Origin of the sequence: Hydrogenophaga sp. 2FB (genome assembly GCF_005503365.1) — a bacterium.
Lineage (GTDB): Bacteria > Pseudomonadota > Gammaproteobacteria > Burkholderiales > Burkholderiaceae_C > Hydrogenophaga.
In genome coordinates this window covers 89,600-107,546 of sequence record NZ_SCML01000016.1, presented here as the reverse complement: position 1 = coordinate 107,546, position 17,947 = coordinate 89,600, and the positions used below count along the sequence as shown (strand labels likewise).

Here is a 17,947-nt window from a genome sequence, read left to right as displayed (position 1 = left end):
GCGCTCAAGAAGGCGGCCTGAAGGGCTTGGCCCTGCGAGCGGTGGGAGGATTTCGCTGTCATCGGACTCGTGCATAATGAATTCAGCGCGAGGCCGGAAAACAAAAAGCCGCTCGGTAAACCGGGCGGCTTTGAGGACTGCAAAGCTTGTCGAAAGAGGGTCGGGCTGGATAGCTTCCCGGGGTCATGAATTCATTATGCACGAGTCCGATGACAGCGAAATCCTCCCACCGCTCGCAGGGCCAAGCCCTTCAGGCCGCCTTCTTGAGCGCCTTGACAGCCTTGAGCACGTCTTCCACGTGGCCCGGCACCTTCAGGCCGCGCCATTCCTGCTTGAGCACGCCGTCGGGGCCGATCAGGAAGGTGCTGCGCTCGATGCCCTTGACCTTCTTGCCGTACATGATCTTGTTCTTGACCACGCCGAACATGTGACACATTTTTTCTTCTGTGTCCGCAATCAGCTCGAAGGGCAATTCCAGCTTGGTCTTGAAATCGTCGTGCGATTTCATGTTGTCGCGCGAGACGCCAAACACCTCGGCACCGGCCTTGACAAAATCCTTGTACTTGTCGCGGAATTGCATGGCCTCCGTGGTGCACCCTGGTGTATTGTCCTTGGGGTAGAAATACAGCACGATGGTTTGACCCAGGTGGGTCTGGTTGCTGACTTTCACGCCGCCTGTGGCCTGCGATTCAAATTCGGGAATGGGTTTGTTGACAACGACTGCCATACTGCGTGGACCCCTGACGTAAGTTGGTGGTGATGCGTTGGCTTCCCGGCTGCATCGCGGCATGCCTGGCATACAGGATGCGAGGAAGCGCTGCAGGAAACAATCCGCTATTTTAACCTGAATGGGTGCACTCCGTCACAGGAGCGCTTGCAATGCGCCCTGGGGAAGTCAGGGGTTGTCAGGTGTCCATCAACAAGGCAAGGACCACGCGCCGGCCTTCGCCAGCCAATATGTTGTAGGTGCGGCAGGCCGCTGGCGTGTCCATGGTTTCCACGCCGATGCGCCGGGCCATCAGGCCTTGCAGCAAGGCAGGGCGCACAAAACGCAGTCGCGATCCGCTGCCGAACACCACCAGCTCGGGGGTCTCGTTCATCGTGTCGGCCAGGCGCTCGAAGTGCGTGGCCGTGAGGTCCTCGAAACGTGCGCCTTCCCATGGCAGCACCTGGCCCTCGGAGGTCAACACCAGGCTGCCGGTGTGGCGCTGGCCATTGACCGCGACCCATCCCTCGCCGTAGGCGGTGATGGCCAAGGTGTCTGGCTTGTCGGCGTGCAATTTCATGGTGGCAACTGTGGTCAAATTGCAGGTTTTCCCTGCTGGCAAGGCCCAAGAATACAACGCCGGGTGCTGTCCGGCAGGCCGAGCACGCCGCAATCCCCAAACCCCCCGGAGGGACTTTGAAAACCATCCAGAAATCCGCCAAGTTGGCCAATGTGCTCTATGACGTTCGCGGCCCGATCGTGGACGCGGCGAAGCAGATGGAGGATGAGGGCCAGAAGATCATCAAGCTGAACATCGGCAATCTCGCGCCGTTTGGCTTCGATGCGCCGGAAGAGATCCAGCAGGACATGATCCGCAACCTGCCCAACTCGGCGGGTTATTCCGACAGCAAGGGCATTTTCGCGGCGCGCAAGGCGGTCATGCACTACACCCAGCAACAGGGTGTTGCGGGCGTAACGCTGGATGACATCTACCTGGGCAATGGCGCAAGCGAATTGATCGTGATGGCCGCCAACGCGCTGCTGGACAATGGCGACGAATTGCTCGTCCCTTCACCGGACTATCCGCTGTGGACCGCGGCCACAAGTCTGTCGGGGGGCTCGCCGGTGCACTACCGCTGCGATGAAGCCAATGGCTGGCAGCCGGATCTGGCCGACATGCGCGCCAAGATCACGCCGCGCACCAAAGGCATCGTGGTGATCAACCCGAACAACCCCACGGGCGTGCTCTACAGCGATGACATGCTCAAGGGTATCGTGGCGCTGGCGCGCGAGTTCGGCCTTGTGGTGTTGGCCGACGAGGTCTACGACAAGGTGCTGTACGACGGTGTGAAGCACACCGCGATGGCGAGCCTGTCCACCGACGTGCTGACGTTGACGTTCAACTCACTGTCGAAGGCGTACCGGTCCTGCGGCTACCGTGCCGGCTGGATGGTGTTGTCGGGCCCCAAGCACATCGCAAAGGATTTCATCGAAGGCCTGAACATGCTGGCCAACCTCAAGCTGGGCTCCAACGTGCCCGGCCAGTGGGCGATCCAGACCGCCCTGGGCGGCTACCAGAGCATCAACGATCTCGTGAAGGAAGGCGGGCGTTTGCGCCGTCAGCGCGATCTGGCCTATGAGCTCATCACAGCCATTCCCGGCGTGACCTGCGTCAAGCCGGAAGCGGCGCTGTACATGTTCCCGCGGCTGGACCCGGACGTGTATCCGATCGCGGACGACCGCCAGTTCTTCATGGAAGTGCTGCGCGAGACGCGCGTGATGCTGGTCCAGGGCTCGGGCTTCAACTACCCCGACCACCAGCATTTCCGCATCGTGTTCCTTCCGCACGAAGACGATTTGCGCGAGGCGATCGAGCGCATCGCCAAGTTTCTCGAAGGCCGCCGAAAACGCGGCGCCTGATTCTTTTTTGTTCCCCAACCATGACCGACATGAAACCGATCCAAGTAGGCCTTCTGGGCATAGGCACCGTGGGCAGTGGCACATTCAACGTGCTCAAGCGCAACCAGGAAGAGATTCGCCGCCGCGCCGGTCGCGGCATTGAAATCACCATGGTGGCCGACCTGGATACCGCACGCGCGCAGTCCGTCGTGGGCGCGGGCGTGCAGGTGGTGAACGATGCGCGCGCCGTCATCGCCAACCCCGAGATCGACATCGTGATCGAGCTCATCGGCGGCTACGGCATTGCCAAGGCGCTGGTGATGGAAGCCATTGCGGCGGGCAAGCACGTGGTCACGGCCAACAAGGCGCTGCTGGCCGTGCACGGCACCGAGATCTTTGCCGCCGCATCCGCCAAGGGCGTGATGGTGGCCTTCGAAGCCGCCGTGGCCGGTGGTATCCCGATCATCAAGGCGCTGCGCGAAGGCCTCACGGCCAACAGCATCCAGTGGATCGCCGGCATCATCAACGGCACCACCAACTTCATCCTGTCCGAGATGCGCGACAAAGGCCTCGACTTCGACGTCGTGCTCAAAGAGGCGCAGCGCCTGGGTTACGCCGAGGCCGACCCGACTTTCGACATCGAAGGCGTGGACGCGGCGCACAAGGTCACGCTCATGAGCGCGATCGCGTTCGGCATTCCGGTCCAGTTCGACAAGGCCTATGTCGAAGGCATCACGCAGCTCGGCGCCACCGACATCAAGTACGCCGAACAACTCGGCTACCGCATCAAGCTGCTGGGCATCACCAAGCGCACGGCCAAGGGCATCGAATTGCGCGTGCACCCGAGCCTGGTGCCATCCAGGCGCCTGATCGCCAACGTTGAAGGCGCGATGAATGCCGTGGTGGTCAACGGCGACGCCGTGGGCAACACGCTGTACTACGGCAAGGGCGCGGGCAGCGAGCCCACCGCCAGCGCCGTGATCGCCGACCTGGTGGACATCACCCGACTGCACACTGCCGACCCGCACCACCGCGTGCCGCACCTGGCCTTCCAGCCCGATGCCATGAGCGATCTGACTGTGCTGCCCATGAGCGAGGTCGTGACGAGCTACTACCTGCGCCTGCGCGTGGCGGACGAGGCCGGCGTGCTGGCCAAGGTCACGGGCCTGCTGGCCGGCGCGGGCATCAGCATCGACGCGGTGCTGCAGCGCGAAGCCGACGAGGTGAGCGGTGAAGGCGGTACGTCGACCGACCTGATCATCCTCACGCACGACACGCGCGAAGGCACCATGAACGACGCGCTGGCGCAGTTGCAAAAGTTGCCAACGGTGCTGGCACCCATCGTGCGCATTCGCAAGGAAGAGCTGAACTGATGCGTTACCTCTCGACCCGCGGTCGCGCCGATCGCAAACGCTTTTGCGAAATCCTGCTGGAAGGCCTGGCGCCCGACGGCGGCCTGTACCTGCCGGAGCGTTATCCGCAGGTCGATGCCGCCGCGCTGCAGCGCTTGCGCCAGGTGTTCAACCAGGGCGCACCGGGTGGTTACGCGGCGCTCGCGTTCGAGATCCTGTCGCTCTACATCGACGACATTCCCGCCGCGGACCTGCGAGCGCTGTGCGACAAGACCTACACCGAAGCGGTGTACGGCACGCCGCAGATCGTGCCGCTGAAGCAGCTCGAACCGGGCTTCCACCTCGAAGCCCTGTCCAACGGTCCCACGCTGGCCTTCAAGGACATGGCGATGCAGCTGCTGGGCAACCTGTTCGAATACGAACTGGCGCGCCGTGGCGAAGAGCTCAACATCCTGGGCGCCACCTCGGGCGACACCGGCAGCGCGGCCGAGTACGCCATGCGCGGCAAGAAGGGCGTGCGCGTCTTCATGCTCAGCCCGCACGGCCGCATGAGCCCGTTCCAGCAAGCGCAGATGTTCAGCCTGATGGACGAGAACATCCACAACATCGCGGTCGAGGGGGTGTTCGACGACTGCCAGGACATCGTCAAGAACGTCAGCAACGACCTTGAATTCAAGCGCGCCTACAAGATCGGCACCGTGAACTCGATCAACTGGGCGCGGTTGTTGGCGCAGGTGGTCTATTACTTCGCCGGCTATTTCCAGGCCACAACGACCAACGACGAGCAGGTGTCGTTCACCGTGCCCAGCGGCAACTTCGGCAACGTCTGCGCCGGCCATGTGGCGCGCCAGATGGGCCTGCCGATCCGCACGCTGGTGGTGGCGACCAACGAGAACGACGTGCTCGACGAGTTCTTCCGCACCGGTGTGTACCGCGTGCGCGGCAGCGCCGACACGCACGAAACCTCCAGCCCGTCGATGGACATCTCCAAGGCCAGCAACTTCGAGCGCTTCGTGTTCGACCTGCTGGGGCGCAACGGCGAGCGCGTCAAGGCATTCTTCGGCGAAGGTCTGTCGCGCGAAGGGCGCTTCGACCTGAGCGCCGACCCGGTGTTCAGCGAAGCCGCCAGCCACTACGGCTTCCGCAGTGGCAAGAGCACGCATGCCGACCGCCTGGCCACGATCCGCGACGTGTTCGAGCGCCACGGCGTGATGATCGACACCCACACCGCCGACGGCGTGAAGGTGGCGCGGGAATACCGCGAAGCCGGCATCCCCATGGTCGTGCTGGAGACGGCATTGCCGATCAAGTTCGCCGAGACCATCGTCGAGGCGCTGGGCCGCCAGCCCGATCGCCCGAAGCAGTTCGAGGGCATCGAGGCCCTGCCCAAGCGCGTGAAGGTCATGCCGGCCCACACCGAGGCCATCCAGGCCTTCATCGCCAAACACTGCGCCGCTGCCACCTGAAGTTGTTCCCGGCCAGCACCCACCCCACATCGGGTGCTGGATTTGAACCGGGCCGATGACGTGGCGGCCGGGTTGCTCGACAATGCAGACCGCTTTGCAGTCCGGGGCCACCCGCTACCCTCCACGCCATGAATGCTCCCAAATCCCCTGCCGGCCGCGCGCCCCTGATGTCGCTGGACGAGGCCCTGGCCGATCTGCTCGCCCGCGTGGAAGCGATGACCGCCGAGGATACCGTCGCCACCTTCGACGCCGACGGCCGCGTGCTCGCCCAAGACCTGGTGTCCGCGCTGCAAGTGCCACCGAACGACAACTCGTCCATGGACGGTTATGCGCTGCGCGCGGCCGACGTGACCGAACCCGGCCAGGTCTTGCGCGTGAGCCAGCGCATTGCCGCGGGCCACACGGGCGGGCCGCTGGAGCCGGGCACCTGCGCGCGCATCTTCACCGGCGCGCCCATGCCCGCGGGCGCCGATGCGGTGGTGATGCAGGAAGACACCATCGAAGTCGGCGGCGACATCCACGCGGCGCACATCCAGGTCATTCCCGAACCCGGCCAGTGGGTGCGGCGCGCGGGCGAAGACGTCACGCGTGGCGCGGTGGTGCTGGCCCAGGGCGAACGCTTGTCGCCCGCGAGCCTGGGCCTGGCGGCGAGCCTGGGCCTGGCACAGGTGCCGGTGCGGGTGCGCCCGCGCGTGGCCATGTTCTCCACCGGCGACGAACTCGTGATGCCAGGTGATGTGGCGCCCGAGGCCATGAAGCCCGGGAACATCTACAACTCGAACCGTTTTTTCCTGCGCACGCTGCTGCAGCGCTTCGGCTGCGAGGTAACGGACCTCGGCATCGTGCCCGACCAGCGAGAGGCCACCGTGGCGGCTCTCCAGGGCGCGGCCGAGCAGCACGACCTGATCCTCACCAGCGGCGGTGTGTCGGTGGGCGAAGAAGACCACGTCAAGCCGGCGGTGCAGCAACTCGGATCGCTCGATTTGTGGCAGATCGGCATGAAGCCCGGCAAACCGTTTGCCTATGGCACCGTGCGGCGCGATGGCGGCGGTGCGTGCCATTTCATCGGCCTGCCGGGCAACCCGGTGTCGAGCTTCGTCACCTTCCTGTTGCTGGTGCGGCCCTTCCTGCTGAAGCTGCAGGGCGTGCCGGCCAGCCGCATTCAAACGCTGCCCCTGGCCACCACGCTGCCAGCCCACTTCACCGTCGCGCGCGCCGACAAGCGCCGCGAGTTCCTGCGCGTGCGCCGCAACGCAGCGGGCGGGCTCGATCTGTTTCCCAACCAAAGCTCGGGTGTGCTCACCTCGATGGCGTGGGGCGATGGCCTGGTGGACAACCCGGCCGGCACCACCATCGCCAACGGCGATCCCGTGTCCTACATCTCCTTTGCGGACCTGCTCGCATGAACATCCAGTTGCGTTACTTCGCGGCGATCCGCGAAACTCTGGGCACCGGCAGCGAATCGCTGCAAACCCAAGCCACGACGCTGGCCGCCTTGCGCGCCGAACTCGTGGCGCGTGGTGGCGCTTATGCCGATGCACTTGCGCCGGGCAGGGCGGTGCGGGTGGCCTTGAACCAGACCATGAGCGATGAGACGGCCGCGCTCAGCGACGGTGCCGAGGTCGGTTTCTTTCCGCCGGTCACGGGTGGTTGAGATGGCGGCGCGCGTCAGCATCCAGACCGAAGATTTCGATCTCACCACCGAGGTCTCGCAGCTGCGCGCGCAGGACAAGCGCGTCGGCGCGGTCTGCAGCTTCATCGGCACCGTGCGAGACCGCAACGATGGGCAAAGCGTGAGCACGATGGAGCTGGAGCACTACCCCGGCATGACCGAGAGATCGATCGAGGCCATGATCGACGAAGCTTTCAAGCGCTTCGACCTCTACGCCGCGCGCGTGATCCACCGCGTGGGCGTGCTCCAGCCGCTCGATCAGATCGTGCTGGTGGCGGTCACCTCCGCGCACCGCGGCGAGAGCTTCCAGGCCTGCGAGTTCCTGATGGACTACCTGAAAACCCAGGCGCCGTTCTGGAAGAAAGAACAGACGCCCGAGGGTGCGCGCTGGGTCGATGCGCGCGTGAGCGACGACGCGGCGCTGGCGCGCTGGGGCATTGAGTCCCGCAACGGTTGACGGAAGGCTGCGGTCATGCACATCAGCGCCACCGACATCGAAGCCATCGAACGCGCGACCGTGCAGGCCGTGGCGCCCGAGCAGCTCGAAACGCTGCCCGGCTGGCTGCTGCCCATGGACCACGGCACGATCAACCGCGCGCGCAGCGCCGTGCCGCTGCACCACGGCGAGCACGATCCAGCCTTGCTGGACACGATCCTGGAGCGCTACGCCGCCGCCGGGATGGCACCCGCGTTCCGCCTGCCTGGCGCGCCCAGCTTCGAAGGCTGGCTGCGCGAGCTGCGCATGCACGGGTTCATGCACCAGCAACCCACGTTCAACCAGACCTGCGCCACCGCCGATCTGGCGCAGACAGCGGCACCCACGGCCAGCGTGGAGCTCGCCCGCACGCCCGATGCCGCGTGGATGGCGATGTACCTCGGCGAGGGCCTTGACCCGGTCGACGGCGCCAGCCGCTCAAAGTCGCTGAGCCGCGCCACAGGCACGCTGTTTGCCAGCTTGCGCGAGAACGGTGAAACGGTGGCCTGCGGGGCCGCGTCGTTCAGCCACGGCTGGCTCGGGGTGCACGGCATGCGCACGGCCGCCGCGCACCGGGGGCGCGGCCTGGCCCGCGGATTGCTGCTCGCCATGGCGCAGGAAGCGCTGCGCCAGGGTGTGGGCAACGCGTTCCTGCAGGTGGATGCCAGCAACGCGCCCGCGCTGGCGCTGTACCGCCGTTTGGGCTTTCACACCGCCTGGGCTTATGCGTACTGGCGCCGGGCGCAACCCGCGCGCGCGGGTTGATCCGCGTCAAAGGCGCCGCTTGAGAAGCTGCGCCCGCATCTTGAAAACAGGATGATGGGCGCCATGTTGTTTTCAGTTCTGAAACATCGGAGAGCCTATCCATGCGCCTCGACAAACTCACCACCAAATTCCAGGAAGCCCTCGCCGAAGCGCAAACGCTCGCGCTGGGCGCTGACAACGCCTACATCGAACCGGCCCACCTGCTGCTGGCCTTGCTGCGCCAGGCCGACGGCCCGCAGTCGCTGCTGCAGCGCGCGGGGGTCAACGTGCCCGGCCTGGCCAAGGCGGCCGAAGCGGCGGTCAAACGCCTGCCCGAAGTGCAGGGGCAGGACCAGGTCCAGGTCGGCCCCGAGCTGGCCAAGCTGCTGCAAGCCACCGAGAAGGAAGCCATCAAACGCGGCGACCAGTTCGTGGCCAGCGAGCTCTTCCTGCTCGCCGTGGCCGACAGCAAAGGCGATCTCGCGCGCATCGCGAACGAGAACGGCCTGACCCGCAAGAGCCTGGAAGCCGCCATCACCGCCGTGCGCGGCGGCCAGAAGATGGACAGCCCCGAGGCCGAAGGCCAGCGCGAGGCGCTCAAGAAATACACGCTCGACCTTACCGAACGCGCCCGCATGGGCAAGCTCGACCCGGTCATTGGCCGTGACGACGAAATCCGCCGCGCCATCCAGGTGCTGCAACGCCGCACCAAGAACAACCCCGTGCTGATCGGCGAACCCGGCGTGGGCAAGACGGCCATCGTCGAAGGCCTGGCGCAGCGCATCGTCGCCGGCGAAGTCCCCGATTCGCTCAAGGGCAAGCGCGTGCTGAGCCTGGACATGGCCGCGCTGCTGGCCGGCGCCAAGTTCCGTGGCGAGTTCGAAGAGCGCCTGAAAACCGTGCTGAACGAACTCGCGAAAGACGAAGGCCAGACCATCGTCTTCATCGACGAGCTGCACACCATGGTGGGCGCGGGCAAGGCCGAGGGCGCGATGGACGCGGGCAACATGCTCAAGCCCGCACTCGCACGCGGCGAACTGCACTGCGTGGGCGCGACCACGCTCGACGAGTACCGCAAGTACATCGAGAAGGACGCCGCGCTCGAGCGCCGCTTCCAGAAGATCCTCGTGGGCGAGCCCAGCGTGGAGGCGACCATCGCCATCCTGCGCGGCCTGCAGGAAAAGTACGAGGTGCACCACGGCGTGCAGATCACCGACCCGGCCATCGTGGCCGCGGCCGAGCTCAGCCACCGCTACATCACCGACCGTTTTCTGCCCGACAAGGCGATCGACCTGATCGACGAGGCCGCGTCCAAGATCAAGATCGAACTCGACTCCAAGCCCGAGGTGATGGACCGGCTCGACCGCCGCCTGATCCAGCTGCAGATCGAGCGTGAAGCCGTGCGCCGCGAGAAAGATGAGGCTTCGCAGAAGCGCTTCGGCCTGATCGCCGAAGAGATCGCGCGACTGGAAAAGGAGATCTCCGACTACGACGAAATCTGGAAGGCCGAGAAGGCCGCCGCGCTCGGCTCCAAGGACGTGATGGAGGAGATGGACCGCATCCGCTCGCAGATCAAGACCTTCACCGACAAGGGCGACTTCAACAAGGTCGCCGAGCTGCAGTACGGCAAGCTGCCCGAGCTGGAAAAACGCCTGAAAGACGCGCAGGCCGTTGAATCGGGCAAGGCGCAGAACAAGGACGGCAAAGGCCGCCCGCAGCTGTTGCGCACGCAAGTGGGCGCCGAGGAAATCGCCGAGGTCGTGGCGCGCGCCACGGGCATTCCGGTCTCCAAGCTCATGCAGGGCGAGCGCGACAAGCTGCTGTTGATGGAGGGCAAGCTGCACGAACGCGTGGTCGGCCAGGACGAGGCTATTGGTGCCGTGGCCAACGCCATCCGCCGCTCGCGCTCGGGCCTTTCCGACCCGAACCGCCCCACCGGCTCGTTCCTGTTCCTGGGCCCCACCGGCGTGGGCAAGACCGAGCTGTGCAAGGCCTTGGCGGGCTTTCTGTTCGACAGCGAAGACCACCTCATCCGCATCGACATGAGCGAGTTCATGGAGAAGCACTCGGTCGCCCGCCTCATCGGTGCGCCGCCCGGCTACGTGGGTTACGAGGAGGGCGGCTACCTCACGGAGGCCGTGCGCCGCAAGCCCTACAGCGTGATCCTGCTCGACGAGGTGGAGAAGGCGCACCCGGACGTGTTCAACGTGCTGCTGCAGGTGCTCGACGACGGCCGCCTCACCGACGGGCAGGGCCGCACCGTGGACTTCAAGAACACCGTGATCGTGATGACCAGCAACATCGGTTCACCATTGATCCAGGCCATGGTCGGCTCACCGTATGAAGAGGTGAAGGAAGCCGTGTGGGATGAGTTGAAGAACCACTTCCGGCCCGAGTTCCTCAACCGCATCGATGAAACGGTGGTGTTCCACGCGCTCGACGCGCAGCACATTGAATCGATCGCCGCGATCCAGCTCAAGGTGCTGGAGGCGCGTCTGGCGAAGATGGACCTGCACCTGGAGGTCTCGCCGGCGGCCCTGGCCGAGCTGGCCAAGGTCGGCTTCGACCCGGTGTTCGGCGCGCGGCCCTTGAAGCGCGCGATCCAGCAGCGCATCGAGAACCCGCTCTCGAAGTACCTGCTCGAAGGGCGCTACCCGCCGAAGTCGTCGATTCCGGTGAGCGTGGACCCGGTGCGCAACCCGGGCGTGTTCGAGTTCGGCGACGCGGTGGCCGAGGCCTGATCGCCCGCGCCCCCGTCCGTCGCGGATGGGGGAGTGGCCCTACCCGGGAGAGGGCGGGCGGCCTATCATGAATCCCATGACGCAGATCCCTCCCAACCTCCCCCTGCGCGCGCTGTTCGACGCGCAATACAACGCGAGCCGGGCACAGATCGATGTGCCCCTGGCGCTGCGGCGCGATCGGCTGGGGCGGTTGCGTTCCCTGGTCGACACGCAGGCCGGGAAACTGGCCGAGGCGGTGCACGCCGACTTCGGCGTGCGCTCGGCGCAACTCACCGAAGCGGCCGATTTTTTCGTGCTGCGCGCCGGCATGGCGCAACTGGACAAACACCTGCCGCGCTGGATGAAGCCGCAACGCGTGCGCACGCCGCTGTACCTGCAGCCGGCGCGCGCGCACCTGCAGCGCCAGCCGCTGGGTGTGGTGGGTGTGATCGGGCCGTGGAACTACCCGCTGCAGCTCACCTTCGGCCCCGCGGCCACGGCGCTGGCGGCGGGCAACCGCGTGATGCTCAAACCCAGCGAACTCACGCCCCACACCTCGGCCCTCATGGCCGAACTGGTGCAGCAGGCCTTCTCGGCCGACGAGTTCAGCGTGGTGCTCGGCGGCCCCGACGTGGCCAAGGAATTTGCCAGCCTGCCGTTTGACCACCTGTTCTTCACCGGCTCCACGCAAGTGGGGCGCCAGGTGGCCGCCGCCGCCGCCGTCAACCTCACGCCGACCACGCTCGAACTCGGTGGCAAGTCCCCCTGCGTGATCGACGCTTCTTGCGACCTGAGCGAAGCCGCGGTCAAGATCGCCCACGGCAAGCTGCTCAACGCCGGGCAGACCTGCATCGCACCCGACTACGTGCTGCTGCCACGCGGCCAGGAAGCGGCCTTCGAGCAAGCCTATGCCGCGGCGGTCGCGCGCCTGTTCCCCACCATCGCCGGCAACCCGGACTACGCCGCCATCGTGAGCGAGCCGCACCATGCGCGGCTGAACGCGTTGCTGGACGAGGCGCAGGCGCGGGGCGCGCGCGTGGTCGATGTGTCACGGCCCGGTGGCGATGCCCAGGGCGCACGGCAGATGAACCCTACGCTGGTGTTCGACCCGGCACCCGCCCTGCGCCTGATGCACGAGGAAATTTTTGGCCCGATCCTGCCGGTGGTGCCGTACGACGGCATCGACGATGCCGTGACCTACATCAACCTGCGTCCGCGCCCGCTGGCGCTGTACTGGTTCGGCAGCGACACCGCCGCGCGTGATCGTTTGCTGGCGCGCACGGTGAGCGGTGGCGTGTCGGTGAACGACACGCTGATGCACATCGCGCACGAGGGCCTGCCTTTTGGCGGCGTGGGCGAGAGCGGCTGGGGTGCCTACCACGGCGAAACCGGCTTCCTGCGTTTCACGCAGCAGAAACCGGTGCTGCTGCAATCGCGCTGGGCCATGGGGCATCTGTTCTACCCGCCGTATGGCCCGCGCTTTCGGCGGGTGATGGGGTTGCTCCAGCGCTTGTTCTAGCGTTCTCGTTGGCCTGTGCCGAGAAAAATGCATCGGCAAAGAAGCGTTCCTTCGCCAGGTTCCTGACGCTCACCAGGCTGTCTCGGGCGGCACTCACCATGGCTTCGGAGCCGCAGGCATAGACGGTGGCATCGCGGAGATCGTTGAAGTCCTCCATGAGCGCGTTCTGAACGTGGCCTTGCCGCCCCGTCCAGTCGGCATCCTTCGCTCGGGATAGAACCGGGTGGAACGTGATGTGGCCTTCGTTTGCCCACGCCCGTACCCGTGCGAGGTCGTACAGGTCGGCTTCGACCCGTCCTCCCCAGTACACATGAAAAGCCTGGCGCGCCGTGCGCTGGGTTCCGATGGCTTCTTCCACCATGGCTTTGACCGGCGCGAAGCCGGTGCCCGTGGCCAGAAAGATGGTGGGGCCCGCGTCGGGCTCGCGCAGCTGGAAGCTGCCGAACGGTCCTTCCATCTGCAAGACGCCCGACGTTGGCGTTGTCGAGAAAAGAGGATCGGAAAAGAGGCCGCCCGGGTGGTGGCGCACGTGCAGCTCGATGTCCACCTTGCCACCCACCGCCGGGGACGATGCAATGGAAAAGCTTCGTCGCTGACCGTCCTTCAGAAGGATCTCCAGGTACTGGCCTGCCAGAAACTCGATCGGTCGGTTCATGGGCAGGCGCAAGGCCAGTCGCACCACATCGGTGGCCAGCCGCTGTACCGACACGATCCGGGCCGGCAGCCGTTGCGGACGGAACTCCGTGCGTTTCGCCTGCGGCACGCGAATCGCGCAGTCGGACAGCGGTGTCGATTTGCACAGCAGGATCATGTCGCCTGCGGAGGCGTCTGTCTCCTCCTCGCAGTCCCCATCGGCCAGGCGGCCTCGAACCTGGCCCGACAACAACTCGCCCTTGCAGGTGCCGCACAGGCCCGTGCGGCAACTGTGCGGGATGGAGATGCCGCCGTGAAGACCGGCTTCGAGAATGGACACGTTGTGAGCGGTATTCAGATCCATGCCGATCGGCAGCACGCGGACCACGAACGAGGAGGCGGTGGTCGTCATGGGGCGACGCCGTCCAGCGAGCTCGTGTAGACGTCGCCAAAGTCAAAAATGTCGTTGTGCTGGTACCCGGCTTCGTAGTGTTGAACCTCCCACCAGTTGTGGTCCAGGTCCTGCAGGTAGAAGGAGTAGACGCCGTGTTGTTCCACCACATCGGCCACTTTTCGGATCGCGTACTTTTCCGTGTTCGCCAGCGCTGCCGCATGCGCGCTGTCCACGGCTTCCCGGCTTTGCACGTCGATGCCCCAATGCGTCAGATAGCTCATCGGGTGGATCTTTTCACCCACCTGCACGCAGATGATGTGGAACTTGAGGCCGCAGCGGATGGCCATCGCGCGGGGTCCGTGCTGCACCACTTCAAGTCCCAGAAACTCCTGGTAGAACTTGCGCGATGCCTGCATGTCCGCGCACTCGAGGGTGCCGTGGGAAATGACGTAGGGTTGGATGATGGACGCGCGCGGGACTTCCTCCGCGATCGCATCGCCCACCAGCTCGCGAAGTGTGTTCATGGCATGCTCCGATGTTCTGTGATGGTGTTGTTCAGGCGGCCGAGGCCGTCGATTTCGATGCTCACGCGCTGGCCTGGCGCGAGAAATTCGTTCCGTCCGGATCCCACGCCCGCCGGTGTGCCCGTGAGCACCACGTCACCGGGGAAGAGTGTGGTGCGCTGCGACAGGTGGGCGATCTGCTCGGCGGTGGAGAAGATCATGTTGGCGGTGCTGGAGTCCTGCTTGAGCGCGCCGTCCACCCACAGGCGGATCTGCAGCTGTTGCGGATCGATGCCCTCGGCGGAGGTGAGCCACGGGCCGATCGGGCAAGACCCGTCAAATCCTTTGTGCCCGATCCAGTCGAGGTGGAAGGGATTGGTGGCCGGCCGGCTGCTGCGCTTGAAAAGATCCCGGGCCGAGAGGTCGTTGGCGATGGTGTAGAAGGCCACGAACGACAGCGCGTTCTCAGGGCTTGTACCGCGGCATTCGCGGCCGATCACGGCCACCAGCTCGGCTTCCCAGTCGAGTTGCTGACATCCCTTGGGCCGAGAGACGGGGCCGGGTCCGACCAGGGCCGCGCGGCGCGGCTTGATGAAGTGCCAGGGGGCGCTATCGGGCGGCTCGGGCGCAGCACCCCTGAGGCGGGCCATTTCTTCGACGTGATCGCGGAAGTTGGCCCCGGCGCAGTAGACCGTGCTCGACAAAGGCAGCGGCGCACGGAGGGTCGCGCTGGACAGGGGTATGCCCGGCAGTGACGTCTGCCCTTGCAGCGTCGCCAGTTGTTCGGACGCTTCGGGCCAACGTGCGAAGAGATCGTCCAGGCTCGAGGCCACGCCGGCTTCGCGCAAATCCACCACCGCTTCGCCAACGAGCAAGCCCGGTGCGATGGCGTTCGATTCGACGGTAGAGAAATGGACCAGCCTCAAACGCGAGTCGCTTGTGTTCATGGCCTGCACCTCATTCAGGTTTCACGCCGGCCGCGTTGGCACGCTCTTGCCAGAGCTTGATCTCGCGGCGCATCAGCTCGCGCGTCTGTGCCGGGCTCAAGGCATACAGCTCAACGCCCATGGCTTCGATCTGTTGGCGAACCTCGGGCACCTGCTGGGCCTGGCGGAACGCCTCGCTCAGCCGGGTCATCTCCGCGGCCGGTGTGCCACGCGGCGCGGCGAGCCCGACCCAGGAAACGACGCCGAACCCGGGATAGCCCGACTCGGCCACGGTAGGCACCGTGGGCGCGTGGGCCCAACGGGTGTCACCCGTGACCGCCAGGACGCGCAAGTCGCCGCTGCGCAAACGGGGCAGCACCGTGGGCGCGGTCAACACCACGAAGTCGATCTGGCCGCCGATGGCATCCAGCATCGATGGCGCTTCGCCTTTGTAGGGCACATGGAGGAACTGGACCTTGGCTGCATGGCCCACCATCTCACCGACCAGGTGCATGACCGTGGCGGGACCGGCCGATCCAAAGCTGACCTTGCCTGGCCGCTCGCGCGCCGCCGTCAGCAAGTCGGCGAGGGTCTTGTGTGGCGAGTTGCGAGGCACCGCGACCACAAGGGGGTACTTGGTGAAGGTGCCCACCCATTCGAAGTCGTTCAGTGGCTCGTAGCGCAATTGCCGGGTGGCCGATGGCAGCACCGCGTTGAGCGAAGACGCCAGCAGCAAGGTGTTGCCATCGGCCGGGGCACGGGCGACCGCTTCGGCGGCGATCACCCCTCCTGCGCCCACCCGGGACTCCACGATCACGGTCTTGCCCAGCTTCGCAGCGGCGGCTTGCCCCATCAGCCGAGCGGTCTGGTCGATGTTCCCGCCTGGGGGAAACCCGACGATGATCCTGGCGATCGTGGGTGGCGTCTGCGCGTGGGCCGGGGCGGATGCGCACAGCGCCACAGCCGTGAAAAGCAGGGCGAGTTTGTCTCTGGTTGTCATTGTGGGCGTTCCTTTTCATCGCAGGGCCATCCGTGCGATGTCTGCGCATTGTTTTGGAGTTCCCCACTCGAGCCTATCGAATACTGCGCTATGCGCACGAACTCGGAGGCGGCCGCGCTGCTGGTGTCAGGTGAGCCGGGCTTGGGCCCACAGCTGGTTCTTTTTCAGGATGGGCAGGTAGGCTTGCACGATCTCGTTGACCGTCATGCGGTCGGCGCGGGTGGAAATGCTGACCGATGCCACGGTCTCGCCCGCCGTGTTGAACAGCGGCGCCGCGATGGAGCGCACACCGATTTCGATTTCCTCGTCGCACACGGCATAACCCGTCTGCCGGACGTTCGCCAGCACCTTCTTCAGTTTGTCGATGTCGGTGACGGTGTTGACGGTGAGTTTCGGTCGCTCCATCCCCCGCAGCATGGCCACCGCCTCGGACTCGGGCAACGATGCGAGCAACGCCCGACCTGCGGCCGAGCAATACAGGGGAAGGCGCGAACCCACGACCAGGCCGATCCGCAGCGTGCGGCGCGCGGTGGAGCGTGCGGCGATGACCGCGGCGCCATCCAGCAACACGGCCAGACTGGCCGACTCCCGGCTGCGTTCGCTCATGGCGTCCAGCACCGGTTGAATCAATCGGGGTAACTTTGTAGAGGAGGCGTATGCATAGCTGAGGCGCAGGGCACCATGGCCGAGCCAGTAGCGTTTGCCATCGGTCTGTGCATAGCCGAGCTCGCATAGCGTGATGAGACAGCGACGCGCGGAGGCCGGGCTCAAGCCGACCCGCAGCGCGGCCTCCGTCACCGTCATGCGCGTGTGAATCGAGTCGAAGGCCTCCAGGATGCGGATGCCTTTTTTGAGGCCGCCCATGTGGTCTTTGTTGCGCGTCTCGTCGGTCGTTGTCATGTTTCGATTGTGCGCTGTGCGCACCCATTCAAAACCTGTTGCTCAACCTGTGACGCGGTGGGCGCGGTTCAGCCGCGCAGCGTGTCCCACAGTTCCCGGTCGCGCTCGGCTGTCCACACCGTCGGGTGTTCGACGCCGTGCAGCTCGTCCCAGGCGCGGGACACGTCGAACGGCAGCACGTGCTGGAACACCGGCCAGTCACCGAAGCGCGGGCGCATGGCCGCGTCGGTGCGTTCGAAGCAGCTGCGCAGGTCTTCCCCGGCGTCGATGCCGGCCTGCACACTCGCCAGCAAGGTGCCCAGAAAGTCCTGCGTCGTCGCGATCGCTTCGGCACACGCCGCCGCGCCGCGCACCACAGCGCCGCGCCCCGGCACCAGCACGCGGGGTTTCAATGCGGCGGTGGCGTTCAGCGTGCCGTGCCAGTCGCGCAGGTAGGCGTCGCCCGCGTAGACGCCGCAGCGGTTTTCCACCACGTCGCCGGAGAACAGCACGCCGCAGTCCGGCAGCCACACCACGGTGTCGCCGTTGGAGTGGCCGCGCCCCAGGCACTGCAGGCGCAGCTCACGCCCGCCGGTCCACAGGCTCATCTCGCGCTCAAAGCTGATCGCGGGAAACGTGAGGCCAGGGATTTCTTCGATGCCCTGGAACAGGCGCGGAAAGCGGCCCGCTTCTGAATCGAAATCGGCCTGGCCACGTGTGCGGATCCAGTCCAGCGTGCCGTTGCTGGCGATCACCGTTGCGTCATCTCCAAAGGCGCTGGCGCCCAGCACGCGCACCGCGTGGTAGTGCGTGAGCACGATGAACTTCACCGGCTTGTCGGTGACGCTGCGGATGTCGTCCAGAAAGCCGCGCGCCATGCGCGGTGTCGGGCGCGTGTCGATGACGATCACGTGTTCAGCTCCGACAACGAAGCCGCAGTTGGGGTCGAAGTCGCTGATGTAGCCGTAGACGTCGGGCGCGAGTTCTTCGATGCGGGGTTTCTGCTCGCGCGTGTCGGAGGCGGAGGCGAAGGAGGGGGCGGTCGTGGTGTTCATATCG

General features: G+C 65.7%; 17 protein-coding genes. 9 read left to right on the top strand and 8 right to left on the bottom strand.

The window, feature by feature from the left end; all coding sequences use genetic code 11:
* Positions 1-250 precede the first annotated feature (250 nt).
* Together FFS09_RS11715 and FFS09_RS11710 are read right to left on the bottom strand one after the other, a co-directional pair.
* On the bottom strand, positions 251-727 hold the full coding sequence (locus FFS09_RS11715) for a peroxiredoxin (protein ID WP_137919050.1): 477 nt from the start codon (positions 725-727) through the stop codon (positions 251-253).
* Between the two features lie 178 nt (positions 728-905).
* Positions 906-1,286: an Mth938-like domain-containing protein gene (locus FFS09_RS11710; protein ID WP_137919049.1), complete on the bottom strand. Its 381-nt coding sequence runs from the start codon at positions 1,284-1,286 to the stop codon at positions 906-908.
* Positions 1,287-1,402: 116 nt separating this feature from the next.
* On the opposite strand from FFS09_RS11710, the gene FFS09_RS11705 reads away from it, so the two are divergent.
* The 9 genes from FFS09_RS11705 to FFS09_RS11665 all read left to right on the top strand — a co-directional run bounded on the left by FFS09_RS11705 (position 1,403) and on the right by FFS09_RS11665 (position 12,553).
* Positions 1,403-2,626, top strand: coding sequence for a pyridoxal phosphate-dependent aminotransferase (locus tag FFS09_RS11705; RefSeq protein ID WP_137919048.1), 1,224 nt, complete (start codon positions 1,403-1,405; stop codon positions 2,624-2,626).
* A gap of 29 nt (positions 2,627-2,655) precedes the next feature.
* A complete protein-coding gene (locus FFS09_RS11700) occupies positions 2,656-3,978 on the top strand; it encodes a homoserine dehydrogenase (protein WP_137919047.1) in 1,323 nt (440 codons plus the stop codon).
* Positions 3,978-5,423: a threonine synthase gene (thrC, locus tag FFS09_RS11695; RefSeq protein WP_137919046.1), complete on the top strand. Its 1,446-nt coding sequence runs from the start codon at positions 3,978-3,980 to the stop codon at positions 5,421-5,423. Before FFS09_RS11700 ends, thrC begins: the two co-directional genes overlap by 1 nt.
* A 128-nt stretch (positions 5,424-5,551) precedes the next feature.
* Positions 5,552-6,829 (top strand): molybdopterin molybdotransferase MoeA, encoded by a 1,278-nt coding sequence (locus tag FFS09_RS11690; protein WP_137919045.1) that lies wholly within the window; start codon positions 5,552-5,554, stop codon positions 6,827-6,829.
* Positions 6,826-7,077 carry a molybdopterin converting factor subunit 1 gene (gene moaD / locus FFS09_RS11685; protein ID WP_137919044.1) on the top strand — a complete coding sequence of 84 codons (252 nt, stop codon included), beginning with the start codon at positions 6,826-6,828 and terminating at the stop codon, positions 7,075-7,077. The genes FFS09_RS11690 and moaD overlap by 4 nt, the downstream gene beginning before the upstream one ends.
* A gap of 1 nt (position 7,078) precedes the next feature.
* Positions 7,079-7,552, top strand: a complete 474-nt coding sequence (gene moaE / locus FFS09_RS11680; protein WP_137919043.1) for a molybdopterin synthase catalytic subunit MoaE — start codon at positions 7,079-7,081, stop codon at positions 7,550-7,552.
* Positions 7,553-7,567: 15 nt separating this feature from the next.
* Entirely contained in the window at positions 7,568-8,335 is a 768-nt protein-coding gene (locus FFS09_RS11675) for a GNAT family N-acetyltransferase (RefSeq protein WP_137919042.1), read from the top strand.
* Positions 8,336-8,436: 101 nt separating this feature from the next.
* The gene (gene clpB, locus FFS09_RS11670) at positions 8,437-11,055 is read left to right on the top strand and encodes an ATP-dependent chaperone ClpB (RefSeq protein WP_137919041.1); all 2,619 of its coding nucleotides are present in this window, start codon (positions 8,437-8,439) and stop codon (positions 11,053-11,055) included.
* Between the two features lie 76 nt (positions 11,056-11,131).
* Positions 11,132-12,553: a coniferyl aldehyde dehydrogenase gene (locus tag FFS09_RS11665; protein ID WP_137919040.1), complete on the top strand. Its 1,422-nt coding sequence runs from the start codon at positions 11,132-11,134 to the stop codon at positions 12,551-12,553.
* Here the strand turns inward: FFS09_RS11665 and FFS09_RS11660 are convergent.
* The 6 genes from FFS09_RS11660 to FFS09_RS11635 form a co-directional block, all read right to left on the bottom strand.
* Entirely contained in the window at positions 12,438-13,598 is a 1,161-nt protein-coding gene (locus FFS09_RS11660) for a 2Fe-2S iron-sulfur cluster-binding protein (RefSeq protein ID WP_137919039.1), read from the bottom strand. The two genes, FFS09_RS11665 and FFS09_RS11660, sit on opposite strands and share 116 nt — an antisense overlap.
* The gene (locus tag FFS09_RS11655) at positions 13,595-14,104 is read right to left on the bottom strand and encodes a VOC family protein (protein WP_137919038.1); all 510 of its coding nucleotides are present in this window, start codon (positions 14,102-14,104) and stop codon (positions 13,595-13,597) included. Before FFS09_RS11655 ends, FFS09_RS11660 begins: the two co-directional genes overlap by 4 nt.
* A complete protein-coding gene (locus tag FFS09_RS11650) occupies positions 14,101-15,030 on the bottom strand; it encodes a fumarylacetoacetate hydrolase family protein (protein ID WP_137919037.1) in 930 nt (309 codons plus the stop codon). The genes FFS09_RS11655 and FFS09_RS11650 overlap by 4 nt, the downstream gene beginning before the upstream one ends.
* A 10-nt stretch (positions 15,031-15,040) precedes the next feature.
* Positions 15,041-16,009 carry a Bug family tripartite tricarboxylate transporter substrate binding protein gene (locus tag FFS09_RS11645; RefSeq protein ID WP_137919036.1) on the bottom strand — a complete coding sequence of 323 codons (969 nt, stop codon included), beginning with the start codon at positions 16,007-16,009 and terminating at the stop codon, positions 15,041-15,043.
* A 126-nt stretch (positions 16,010-16,135) separates the two neighbouring features.
* Positions 16,136-16,909, bottom strand: a complete 774-nt coding sequence (locus FFS09_RS11640; protein WP_137919035.1) for an IclR family transcriptional regulator domain-containing protein — start codon at positions 16,907-16,909, stop codon at positions 16,136-16,138.
* Positions 16,910-16,977: 68 nt separating this feature from the next.
* Entirely contained in the window at positions 16,978-17,943 is a 966-nt protein-coding gene (locus FFS09_RS11635) for an MBL fold metallo-hydrolase (RefSeq protein ID WP_137919034.1), read from the bottom strand.
* Positions 17,944-17,947: the final 4 nt, after the last annotated feature.